This window comes from Caenispirillum salinarum (assembly GCF_044803115.1).
Classification (GTDB): Bacteria; Pseudomonadota; Alphaproteobacteria; order Rhodospirillales; family Rhodospirillaceae; genus Caenispirillum; species Caenispirillum salinarum_A.
The window spans coordinates 1,175,558-1,186,681 of sequence record NZ_CP085224.1 but is presented as its reverse complement, the minus strand read 5'-3'; the positions used below and the strand labels follow the sequence as shown (position 1 = coordinate 1,186,681).

Here is an 11,124-nt window from a genome sequence, read left to right as displayed (position 1 = left end):
CCGGTATCAGCCGGTTGGCAGCGGGAGAGTCCCGGTCAGGCGCACGCCGCCGGCGATCTCGGCATAGGCGACCTGCCCTCCGCGCTGGCGGGCCAGGGCGCCGACCAGCCAGCCCTGCACCGTGCGGGGCCCCACCCCCTCGGGGGCGCCGGCCACGGCTTCGGCCAGGCCCTGTTCGGAGCGGGCGCCGCGGCCGGTGGCCTCGGCGGTCATGACGACCGTCGCGCCCGGCTCGACCGTGACGGTCAGCGTCGTCGGGGCCAGCGCCGCATCATGGGCGACCAGCGCCAGATTCAGCAGCACCTGAAGGTCGTCGGCCGCCAGGCGCGTCAGCGCCTCGGGCGCCGGCGGCATGACCGTGGTGCGGGTAGCCACCCACCCCTGGATCAGCCGCGGAACATCGGCGGCCTCCAGCGCACCCCGCAGTCCGAAGGCCGCCCGCAGGGTGCGCAGGCGCAGGCTTGCCGCCGCCGCACTGTCGGTCAGCAGGCCCAGCGTTTCGGCGTCGACCATGGCGGGGTCGCCGCCCATCAGCTCCGCCCCGTTGGCCACGGCGCCCACCGGCGCGGCCATGTCGTGGCACAGCCTCGTACACAGGAGGCGGGCCAGAAGAAGAGGATCAAGCTGGTCGGGATGCGGGTCGTTCATGGAAACCCCATATCGGGACTGACGTTGACCTGTTATGGACCTGCCGCGAAAGGCCCCGGAAACGCTAGCGTTTCTCCGCCCCGTCGGCAACCGCAGGACAGACCGCTACAGGAGGTGCCCCCATGTTCACCGACTTCGTTCCCGGCGTCTTCGTGCGCCATCCCGGCCAGCCCGACTGGGGCATCGGCCAGGTGCAGTCGGCCGTCGGCTCGCGCGTGACCGTCAACTTCGAGAACGCCGGCAAGCGTACCATCAACACCATCGTGGTGAACCTTGAACAGGTGACCGAGGACGACACCACCCTGCCCCACCACTGACCGGCGCCCGTCTCGCGCGCCGGACCCGCGCCCATCGTATCCCGCCCGGCCGGTTTTCGCACCGAATGCCGTCCGGGAGCGGCCCTTTCGCTTTGCGCGCAAGGGTGGCTATACTGCGCGGCCCAGCATCGAACGGCCAGACATGATCGACACCGACCATCCCGCCATCGCCTTCGTCGCCGCGCAGTCGGAACTCGCGCAGGAGGCCCTGATGCGCCTGCGCCACCGCTATGGCCACACGCCGCCGGAGCACGCCGACATGGTGGTGGCCCTGGGTGGCGACGGCTTCATGCTGGAGACGCTTCACCGCTACATCCGCCTGAACAAGCCCATCTACGGCATGAACCGGGGGACGGTGGGCTTCCTCATGAACGTCTACCTTGAGGACGGGCTGCCCGAGCGCCTGGCCCGCGCGCAGAAGGTCAACCTGCACCCCCTGCGCATGAGGGCCGTCGACCAGCATGGGGAGCACATCGAGGCGGTCGCCATCAACGAGGTCTCCATGCTGCGCGAGACCCGGCAGGCGGCGAAGATTCGCATCAGCATCGACGGCAAGGTGCGCCTGCCCGAACTGATCTGCGACGGCGCCCTGGTGTGCACGGCAGCGGGATCGACCGCCTACAACCTGTCGGCCCACGGCCCCATCCTGCCCATGGGCGCCAACGTCATGGCGCTGACGCCCATCTCCGCCTTCCGGCCGCGGCGCTGGCGCGGCGCCATCCTGCCCCACCGCACCACGGTCTCCTTCGATATTCTGGAAAGCAACAAGCGTCCGGTCTCTGCCGTCGCCGACTACACCGAGGTGCGCGAGGTCGCCAGCGTGGAGGTGCACGAGGCGCGCGACGTGACGCTCACCATGCTGTTCGATCCCGAGCACAACCTGGAAGAACGCATCCTGTCCGAGCAGTTCACCCCATGACCATGCCCGACCGCCACACGCTGGCGGCCTGGGCGCTGGCCCTGGTACTGGGGTCGGCTGGCGGTTGGGTGTTCTCGGAGATCGGGGCGCCCCTGCCGTGGATGCTGGGCGCCATCTTCGCCAACCTGATCGCCGCCATGAGCGGCCTGACGCCCAAGGTGCCGCAAACCCTGCGCATGGCCATGGTGACCGTGCTGGGCGTCATGCTGGGCAGCGCCTTCACGCCCGACATCCTGGACAGCCTGGGCAACTGGGTGTGGAGCCTGGCCGGGCTGTTCGTCTACGTCATCGCCGCGACGGGGCTGGTGATCCTGTTCTTCCGCCGCGTCGTGCGCTACGGCCCGGTGACCAGCTATTTCTCCGCCGCGCCGGGCGGGCTGACGGAGATGATCCTGGTCGGCACCTCCATGGGCGGCGACGAGAAGGTCATCAGCCTGGTGCACTCCATCCGCATCCTGATCACCGTCTTCACCCTGCCCTTCCTATACCAGTTGTTCGCCGGCTACGAGCGCCCGGCGGGGGGCCTGCCGCCGGCCGACGCGGTTCTGACGGCCGCCGACCTTGGCCTGCTGCTGGCCTCGGCCGTGGTGGGGGCGCTGGCGGCCAAGGCGGTGCGGATGCCGGCCTACTTCCTGACCGGCCCCATGATCGGCAGCGCCATCGTCCACCTTGCGGGACTGACGGCCGCCCACCCGCCGCCGGTGGCGGTCGGCCTGGCGCAGGTGGTGATCGGGGCGGCCATCGGCAGTCGCTTCGTCGGCGTGCCGCTGAAGTCCATGCGCGACACCTTCTTCGCGGCGCTGGGCTCGACCTCGCTGATCCTGGCGACGGGCGCGGCCTTCGCGCTGGGCATCCAGGCGCTGACGGGAATCCCGTTCAGTTCGCTGATCCTGGCGCTCAGCCCCGGCGGCGTGGCGGAGATGTCGCTGATCGCCATTTCGCTGGGCCGCGACGTGGCCTTCGTCTCCACCCACCACCTGGTGCGCATCATCATCGTGGTGATGCTGGCCCCCATGGCCTTCCGCCTGCTGCGCGGCTGGTTCGGCGAGGAGCGCCCGCCGACAGGAGCCGAGGCCGACCGGGAAAAGGCCTGAGCCGCCTACCAGCGGAACGCCGGAATGTGGCCCACCGGCGCCGGCGTCACGGCCTCGCGCCTGGCAAGGTCTGCCACCGCGCGCGGGTCGGCGGGCTCGCCGTAGCGCACGCCAAGGTCCTCGGCATGGATGCCGCCGGTGCACAGCACTGCATCGATCCCGGCCGCCGCCGCACCGGCGATGTCGGTATGGAAGCTGTCGCCGATGGTGCACACCCGGCTTCTGTCCGCCACCCCCAGCCGCTCCAGGCACAGGGCGTAGACGGCGGCGTCGGGCTTGCCGCGCCAGCTGACGGGGCCGCCGCCGATCTCCTCGTAGCGTTCCGCCATCAGCCCGGCGCAAATGATGCGCTCGCCGGCGCGGATCACCACCCGGTCGGGATTGGCGCAGACCATCGGCAGCTTTTCCGCCGCCAGGTCCCGCAGCACGGGCTCCAGGTCGTCCAGCGTTTCGGTGAAGCTGCGCGGGCCGGTGTTGAGCACCCAGTCCGCCGCCGCCGGATCGGCGACCTTCTCGAACCGATGATCCAGGCCCTCCAGCACGCTGTCGTCGTCGGACCGGCCCAGGAAGAACACCCTGGGCCCCAGGTCGCGGTAGAAGGGGTCGCGCGGCTCCGTCAGTTCCATGCGCACCGCCTCGCCCGAGGTCAGGGCGTCGCCGTAGAGGTCGCCGGACAGGCCCATGCGCTCCATGGCCGCCGCCACCGTGTGGGCGCGGCGCGGGGCGTTGGACAGAAGGATGGTCTTGCGTCCTGCGTCGCGCAGGGCCGCAAGCGTGTCGGCGGCATCGGGATAGGCCGTCTGCCCGTCGTGGATCACGCCCCACAGGTCCAGGATGAAGGCGTCGTAGCGCTCCGCCAGGGCGCGGACGCCGTCAATCAGCGGGATCTCGGCGGGAAGCTGTGCGGTGTCGGGCATCGGGTCTTTCGCCTGGGTCAGTCGAAGAGGAAGGGAATGTCGTGGCGCTCCCCCGTCCAGCGCAGGAATTCCACCGCCGTCACCGCCGTCAGCGGCACGCGGCCGTAGATGTGCGGAAAGACGCCGCGCGGGTTTTCCTCCCACTTGACCTCGCCCTCCACCCGGGTCGGGTCGATGGTCAGCAGCACCAGGTCGGTGCCGGGGAAGTAGCGGGCGGCGGTCTCGGCCACCTGGTCGCCGGTGGAGCAGTGGATGAAGCCGTCGCGGCGGTCGAGGTCCGAGCCCTCGTACACGCCGGCGGCGGCCGCGTCCTGCCAGGCGTCCTGGAGGCAGAGGTGGTAGATGGGGCGCGTGGTATCCATGCGGCGGACCCTAGCCCGGTTCGGCCGGGTCATCAACGATGTCGGCAGCATGCCGTCGCCTCCCGTTCGGCCCCACCGCGCCCCCGCGCGTGAAGGACCAACGCCTTCGGATGCGGCCCTGACCGAATTTTTCATGGTTCCAAACCGCGCCCCGCCTTGCCGTTGCCGCTTTCCTGTGGAATAGATGCCTCCTTTCCCGATCCGCGCAAGGAGGCCCCGCCGGGTTTCGGCACAGGCACCCATGATCGACATCGAGCACCTGAAGCACATCTACCCCGGCAGCCGGCGGCAACCCGCTCGCACCGCCATCCACGACCTGTCCATGACGGTCGAGGACGGATCGTTCGGCATCCTCTCCGGCCCCAACGGCAGCGGCAAGTCGACCCTGTTCCGCATCCTCTGCGGGCTGGCCGCGCCCAGCGCCGGCCGGGTCAGGGTGGCGGGTCACGACATGGCCACCGACGCCGCCGAGGTGCGCCGCATCATGGGCGTGGTGTTCCAGAGTCCCGCCGTCGACAAGCACCTGAGCGTCGGCGAGAACATCGCCCTGCACGCCAGCCTCTACGGCATCCGCGGGGCCGAGCTTCAGGAGCGCATGACCGAGGCCCTGTCGTGGACGGACCTCAAGGACCGCCTGGGCGACCGGGTGGACACCCTGTCCGGCGGCCTGGCGCGCCAGGTGGAGCTTGCCAAGTGCCTGCTCACCCGGCCGCGCGTGCTGCTGCTCGACGAGCCGACGACGGGCCTCGATCCCGCCAGCCGCTGGTCGTTCCTGACGGTCCTGCGCCGCGTTCAGCGCGAGCGCGGCATGACGGTGCTGATGACCAGCCACGTCTTCGGCGAGGCCGAGGACGCCGACAGCGTCGCCATCATGCGCGACGGCCATCTTCTGGCCCACGACACGCCCGCCGGCCTGCGCGCCCGCGTCGGCCAGGAAGTGCTGGTGATCCAGACCCGCGATGCCGAGACCCTGCGCCCGAAACTGGCGGAAACGCTGGGCCTGGCCGTCGGGCGCTACGGCGACGAGCTGCGCGTCGACGACCTGCCGCCGGCCGAGGTGCCGAGCATCGTCGAAAAGGCGCTGAACGCCCACCGGGCGGATATCCAGTCCATCGCCGTCAAGCAGCCGACGCTGGAGGACGTGTTCATCCACATCACCGGCAAGCGCCCCGCCGAGGCCGGTGCGGCCGCCGCCGACACGGGCGCCGACGCCGCCAAGGCCCGCAAGGAAGGAGCCCCGGCATGATGCGCTTCGCCCTGTCGCTGGCCCGCCGCGAATTCGTCCGCTTCATCCGCCAGCCCCAGCGCGTGGTCGGCTCCATCGGCCAGCCGCTGCTGTTCTGGGCCTTCCTGGGCGCCGGGCTGACGCCGTCCTTCAATCCGCCGGGGATGGAGGGGATGACGTACCTGGAGTACTTCTATCCCGGCGTGCTGATGATGCTGATCCTGTTCGCCAGCATCTTTTCCACCATCACCGTCATCGAGGACCGCGACCAGGGCTTTTTGCAGGGCGTGCTGGTCGCGCCGGTGCCGCGCCTGTCCATCGTGGTCGGCAAGGTTGGCGGAGCGGCGGCCATCGCCATGTTCCAGGCGCTGATCCTGCTGATCGCGGCCCCCTTTATCGGGCTCATGCCCGGGCTGGCGGGATCGCTGATGGTGGTGGCGGCGCTGGCGCTGACGTCGCTGGGCTTCGCGGGACTGGGCTTCTCCATTGCCTGGACCATGAAGTCCACGGCGGGCTTCCACGCCATCATGATGGTGTTCCTGTTCCCGCTGTGGCTGCTGTCCGGGGCGCTGTTCCCCATGACCAACGTGCCCGGCTGGCTGAACGTGGTCATGACCATCAACCCGGTGACCCACGCCCTGAATGTGGTGCGCGGCCCCTTCTACGGGGCGCCGGGCACGCTGTTCTCGTCGGGCGAGTGGCTGACAAGCCTGACCGTCCTGCTGGCCTGGGTGGTGCTGGTGCTGTGGTTGAGCGTCAAGCGCGTCAACAAGCGGGAAATGGGCGCGAAACCTACCGCCGCGACTGCCTGAGGCGCTTGACCGCCACCGGCGCGAGCGCCACCACCGCCAGCCCCACCAGCGGCAGCAGCACGTCCGCCGACAGCATCACGTCCGCCGGCACGGCCTCGGCTTCCGCCAGGGTCGCCAGGCCGTCGCCGATGCTGCCCAGAACGAAGCTGATGGGCAGAAGCCCCAGAAGCGTGGCGACGAACACCTTCCACAGCGGAATGGGAAACACCACCGGCACCAGGTTCACCAGCCATGCCGGCAGGACGGGCAGCAGGCGCGCGGCCAGCAGCCAGTTGAACCCGTCCTCGACCACAACCTCTTCCAGGTGAGAGATGCGGTGCCCGAACCGCCGGTCGATGGCGTCGGCGATCAGCACGCGGCCCAGCGCCCCGACCAGCAACGCACTCAACGCCGCCCCCAGGGCCGACATGAGCGGCCCGAGGATCGGTCCGAACAGGGTGCCGGCGGTCAGCATGATCGCGATGCCGCCGGGAAACGGCGTCACCTTGCCGAGCGTCGCGATGGCGATGAAGCCGGCGGCGGCCGCCACGGGGCGGGCGTCCACCCATCCCGCGATCACGCCCTGCGCCTCGCGCAGCCAGATGCCGATGTCGCCGCGGAAATGCAGCAGAAACCACGCGCAGGCGGCCGCAAGCAGGATCAGGAACAGGATCAGAAAGCGGCGCTTCATGGCCGCCGCGCCGCCCGGCGGCGGATGTACCGGATCACGGACCCGCCCTCATTTCTCGGTGTGCAGCGCTTCGGCCTGGGCCAGCAGCTTTTCCATCTCGTTCATGCTGTCGTCGGCGTCGGCGGGGGAGGCCAAGCGGGAGCGTTCGGGCTCCGGTGCCTCGCCCTCTTCGGCCAGATAGTGGCGGACGCGGGCGTGCTCGCCCCACAGATCCTGAAGCAGACTGGCGACATCGTGGTCGCTGGGCGCCACCGGATGCGCCGCCTGCTCCACCTTGCGAATGCGGGCTTCCAGGCTGTTCAGGCGCTGATTGAGCTGGTCGGTGTCGGCCATTGCGGTCTTTCCTCCTCTGACTCTCGAACGTCTGTCTCTCCTGTTGAACGCGAGCCACCGCCGATGCGTGCCATCGACGGTGGCATACGCGCGCGCCCTCCGGCCGCTCAGGCGTTCACGTCGACCACGACGCGGCCCTGCACGCCACCCTTGAGGATTCTGGTTCCCAGGTCCGGCAGGTCCTTGAGCGTGGCGTCATGGATCATGGCGTCCAGCTTGTCCATGGGCAGGTCCGAGGTCAGGCGCGTCCACGCTTCCCCGCGTTCCGGCTTGGGGCACATGACCGAGTCGATGCCCAGTAGGTTCACGCCGCGCAGCAGGAACGGCACCACCGTGGTCTCCAGCTTGTTGCCGCCGGCCAGTCCGACGGCGGCGACGGAGCCGCGGTACTTCATCTGCGGCAGCACGTTGGCGAGCATCTGCCCGCCGACCGCATCCACGCAGCCCTGCCACCGCTCCTTCAGCAGCGGCTTGGTCACCGGCTCGGCCAGGTCACCGCGCGGGATGATGGTGGTGGCGCCCAGGCTTTTCAGGTAGTCGGCGCTTTCGGCCTTGCCGGTCACGGCGTCGACCTCGTAGCCCAGTTTGCCCAAAATCGCCGTCGCCACCGAGCCGACGCCTCCCGTCGCGCCAGTGACCAGCACCGGGCCGCCATCGGCGGACGCGCCGTGCTTTTCCAGCGCCAGAACGGCGAGCATGGCGGTGAAGCCGGCGGTGCCGATGGCCATGGCGCGCTTGGGGCTCAGGCCTTCGGGCAGCTTGACCAGCCAGTCGCCCTTCACCCGCGCCTTCTGCGCATAGCCGCCCCAGTGCGCCTCGCCGACGCGCCAGCCGGTGAGCACCACGGCATCGCCTTCCTTGTAGTCCGGGTGGGAGGACTGCTCCACCGTGCCCGCGAAATCGATGCCCGGCACATGCGGATACGTGCGCACCAGACCGCCCAGGCCGTTCAGCACCAAACCGTCCTTGTAGTTCAGCGTGGAGTGACTGACGCGCACCACCACGTCGCCTTCCGGCAGGTCGGCGTCCGACAGGGTCTTGATGGTGGACGCCACCTTGCCGTCGTCGGACTTGTCGAGCACAAGCGCCTGGAACTCGCTGGACTGGCTCATGAAACGGAACCTCCCTTATCTGATGAATCGGCTGGGGCAACCATAACAGACGCACACCCTTCGCCGCCATTTACGCAAGCCCCGCGCCCCGCTACAACAACGCCCGTGACGACGACACCGACCGTACCCGCATATCCGGGGCTCTACGACGACGGCGACGGCCAGGGGCCGCGCGACGTCCTGGTCCGCCCCGCGCCGACGCGCCTGGAGATCCGTGATCGCCGGGGGCTGCCGGTCGCCCTGTGGCCTTATGCCGAGATCGCGCTGGACTCCGGCCGCGACGGCGAGGCGCTGTCGCGCGCCATCCACCTGACCCGCGTGGGGCAGGCCGGGACCACCCTCAGCGTCTTCGACCCGGCGCTCGCCACAGACCTGCGCCCGCGCCTGAAGGCGGCCCGCGCCGCCGCCGCGGGACGGCGCCCGAAGCGGCGTGCGCCCGCGCCGGCCCTGGCCGACTGGCGCCGCCTGATCGCAGCGCCCCGCCTGCGGCGGACGCTTCGGGCGTCGGCCTGGGCGCTTGGCCTGATGTCGGCGGGCGTCGGTCTCTATGCCGCCGTCGCCGCCACCGCGCCGGTCGTGGCCGCGCGCATGGCGCCGTCCGTCCCGCCGGAGTGGAGCGTCACCTGGGGCGCGACGCTGGCCGCCGCCGCCGGATCGCGCTGCGAGGCTCCGGCCGGGCGCGAGGCGCTGGAATCACTTGTCGGCCGGCTGGAGGCCTCCGCCGGTCCCGGTGCGCCGGCGCTGGAGGTGACGGTGGTGGACGATCCCGCCGTTGAGGCGCGCGCCCTGCCCGGCGGGCATATCCTGCTGACTCGCGGCATGATCGATGCCCTGCGCACACCCGACGAACTGGCCGGCGTGCTGGCCCACGCCATCGCCGATACCGGAACGCACGGTCCGATGCGCACCCTGCTCGGCCACCTGCGGCCGGGCGAACTGGTGACGGTGTGGCAGGACGGCGCCCAGAGCCCGCCGGCGCTTCTGTCCGCCGCGCTGACCCGCGCCCGGCCCGTCCCGGCCGATCTGGCGGAGACGGACGCCGCCGCCATCGCGCTCCTCCGCGACGCCGGCCTGCGCACGCGCGGACTTGCCGGCGTGCACGACGTCCTGAACAGCCGGGCGGACCGCGACGGGCGCCCAGCCCTCTACCTGCGCAGCCATCCCGCCGACCCCGCCCGCATGGACCGCCTGCGCGACGTTCCGCCCGGCGGCGCCATGGCGCTGTCGTGGGACCGCTGGCTGGCGGTGAAGGCCCTGTGCGGGGCGCCGGCGCCGATGCTGCGGGGCATCACGGGGTAAGGCGACCGGGGGCGATCCGCCCCCGACGCCCGACGCCCGACGCCGAAGCCCATGCTCAGGACGATACCATGTCCTGGCCGATCGTTTCCTGGAAGCGGACCGGCACGCCCTGGGGCTCGCCGGCGACCTCGTCCTCGCGCATGACGATGCGGCCGCGGATGATGGTGTGGGTCGGCCAGCCGGTCACCTTCATGCCGTCGTACGGCGTCCAGCCGCAGCGCGCGGCGATCCACTTGTCCTCGATCACCCGCTCGGCGTTCAGGTCCACCAGGGTGAAGTCGGCGTCGTAGCCGACCGCGATGCGCCCTTTGCCGGCTATGCCGAACACGCGGGCCGGCCCGGCGCTGGTCAGGTCGACGAAGCGTTGCAGCGTCAGGCGCCCGGCGGCCACGTGGTTGAGCATGACGGGCACAAGCGTCTGCACCCCGGTCATGCCCGCCGGGCTGGACGGATAGGGCTTGGCCTTTTCCTCCAGCGTGTGCGGCGCGTGGTCGGACCCGATGCAGTCCACCACACCCTGCTCGATGCCCCACCACAGGCCCGCCTGATGCTCGGCGGAGCGGATGGGCGGGTTCATCTGGGCCCTGGTGCCCAGGCGCTCATAGGCCTCGTCGGTCAGCGTCAGGTGCTGGGGCAGCACCTCCACCGTCACCAGGTCCTTGTGCTCGGCCAGGAAGCGCATCTCGTCGGCGGTGGTGATGTGCAGGGTATGGACGCGCCGCCCCGCGGCCTCGGCCAGCTTGACCAGGCGCTTGGTGGCGCGCAGGGCCGTCTCGGTATCGCGCCAGACCGGATGGGCGCGCGGGTGGCCCTCCGCGTCAGCCAGGTGCTTGCGCTCGCGCAGGCGGGCCTCGTCCTCGCAGTGGACGGCGACGCGGCGGCGGCCGTTGGCCAGCACCTGGGCGATCATCTCGTCCTGCTCCACCAGCAGGCTGCCGGTGGACGACCCCATGAAGATCTTCACCCCCGAGCAGCCGGGCAGCAGTTCCCAGCCGGCCAGGTCCTTGGCATTCTCGGGGCTGGCGCCGATGAAGAAGGCGTGGTCGCACCACATGCGGCCGCGCGCCCGGTTCAGCTTGTCGGCGATGGCCTCGGGCGTGGTGGTCGAGGGATTGGTGTTGGGCATCTCGAAAACGGCCGTGACACCGCCCTTCACCGCGCCCAGCGAGCCGGTCGCCAGGTCTTCCTTGTATTCCAGGCCGGGCTCGCGCATGTGGACCTGGCTGTCGATGACGCCCGGCAGTACGTGCAGGCCCGAGGCATCCACCACCTCGGCGGCGTCGGCGGTGCCCAGCGGGCCGATGGCGACGATGCGGCCGTCGCGGACGCCGACGTCCGCTCCCACCGCGCCAGAGGGGGTCATCACGGTGCCGTTCTGAATGATCAGGTCGTAACGGTCGGCCACGGCGGCAATCT

Annotated in this window: 13 protein-coding genes; 6 read left to right on the top strand and 7 right to left on the bottom strand. The window is 70.6% G+C overall.

The features are described from left to right. Positions 1 to 6: 6 nt before the first annotated feature. The gene (locus LG334_RS05560; protein ID WP_404384106.1) at positions 7 to 648 is read right to left on the bottom strand and encodes a histidine phosphotransferase family protein; all 642 of its coding nucleotides are present in this window, start codon (positions 646 to 648) and stop codon (positions 7 to 9) included. A 122-nt stretch (positions 649 to 770) separates the two neighbouring features. On the opposite strand from LG334_RS05560, the gene LG334_RS05555 reads away from it, so the two are divergent. The 3 genes from LG334_RS05555 to LG334_RS05545 all read left to right on the top strand — a co-directional run bounded on the left by LG334_RS05555 (position 771) and on the right by LG334_RS05545 (position 2,978). Beyond that, positions 771 to 965, top strand: coding sequence for a DUF3553 domain-containing protein (locus LG334_RS05555; protein WP_404384104.1), 195 nt, complete (start codon positions 771 to 773; stop codon positions 963 to 965). Between the two features lie 142 nt (positions 966 to 1,107). Further along, positions 1,108 to 1,884, top strand: coding sequence for an NAD kinase (locus LG334_RS05550; RefSeq protein ID WP_404384102.1), 777 nt, complete (start codon positions 1,108 to 1,110; stop codon positions 1,882 to 1,884). After that, complete coding sequence (locus tag LG334_RS05545) at positions 1,881 to 2,978, top strand: AbrB family transcriptional regulator (RefSeq protein ID WP_404384100.1); 1,098 nt, start codon at positions 1,881 to 1,883, stop codon at positions 2,976 to 2,978. Before LG334_RS05550 ends, LG334_RS05545 begins: the two co-directional genes overlap by 4 nt. A 5-nt stretch (positions 2,979 to 2,983) precedes the next feature. Here LG334_RS05545 and LG334_RS05540 read toward each other — a convergent pair whose 3' ends face one another. Continuing rightward, positions 2,984 to 3,895: a TIGR01459 family HAD-type hydrolase gene (locus LG334_RS05540; RefSeq protein ID WP_404384098.1), complete on the bottom strand. Its 912-nt coding sequence runs from the start codon at positions 3,893 to 3,895 to the stop codon at positions 2,984 to 2,986. Positions 3,896 to 3,912: 17 nt separating this feature from the next. Beyond that, positions 3,913 to 4,257 carry a DUF952 domain-containing protein gene (locus LG334_RS05535; protein WP_404384096.1) on the bottom strand — a complete coding sequence of 115 codons (345 nt, stop codon included), beginning with the start codon at positions 4,255 to 4,257 and terminating at the stop codon, positions 3,913 to 3,915. Between the two features lie 241 nt (positions 4,258 to 4,498). Between LG334_RS05535 and LG334_RS05530 the strand changes: the two genes are divergently transcribed. After that, entirely contained in the window at positions 4,499 to 5,503 is a 1,005-nt protein-coding gene (locus LG334_RS05530; protein ID WP_404384094.1) for an ATP-binding cassette domain-containing protein, read from the top strand. Beyond that, positions 5,500 to 6,294: an ABC transporter permease gene (locus tag LG334_RS05525; RefSeq protein WP_404384092.1), complete on the top strand. Its 795-nt coding sequence runs from the start codon at positions 5,500 to 5,502 to the stop codon at positions 6,292 to 6,294. Before LG334_RS05530 ends, LG334_RS05525 begins: the two co-directional genes overlap by 4 nt. Here LG334_RS05525 and LG334_RS05520 read toward each other — a convergent pair. From LG334_RS05520 to LG334_RS05510, 3 genes are all read right to left on the bottom strand, one after another. After that, the gene (locus LG334_RS05520) at positions 6,275 to 6,964 is read right to left on the bottom strand and encodes a TVP38/TMEM64 family protein (protein ID WP_404384090.1); all 690 of its coding nucleotides are present in this window, start codon (positions 6,962 to 6,964) and stop codon (positions 6,275 to 6,277) included. The genes LG334_RS05525 and LG334_RS05520 overlap by 20 nt on opposite strands. 48 nt (positions 6,965 to 7,012) lie before the next feature. Next, on the bottom strand, positions 7,013 to 7,297 hold the full coding sequence (locus LG334_RS05515; protein ID WP_404384088.1) for a hypothetical protein: 285 nt from the start codon (positions 7,295 to 7,297) through the stop codon (positions 7,013 to 7,015). 107 nt (positions 7,298 to 7,404) lie between these two features. Continuing rightward, a complete protein-coding gene (locus LG334_RS05510) occupies positions 7,405 to 8,409 on the bottom strand; it encodes an MDR family oxidoreductase (RefSeq protein WP_404384086.1) in 1,005 nt (334 codons plus the stop codon). Positions 8,410 to 8,514: 105 nt separating this feature from the next. On the opposite strand from LG334_RS05510, the gene LG334_RS05505 reads away from it, so the two are divergent. Continuing rightward, positions 8,515 to 9,708, top strand: a complete 1,194-nt coding sequence (locus LG334_RS05505; protein WP_404384085.1) for a M48 family metalloprotease — start codon at positions 8,515 to 8,517, stop codon at positions 9,706 to 9,708. A gap of 55 nt (positions 9,709 to 9,763) precedes the next feature. Here the strand turns inward: LG334_RS05505 and LG334_RS05500 are convergent, their stop codons facing one another. Next, positions 9,764 to 11,113 (bottom strand): dihydroorotase, encoded by a 1,350-nt coding sequence (locus LG334_RS05500; RefSeq protein ID WP_404384083.1) that lies wholly within the window; start codon positions 11,111 to 11,113, stop codon positions 9,764 to 9,766. Positions 11,114 to 11,124: the final 11 nt, after the last annotated feature.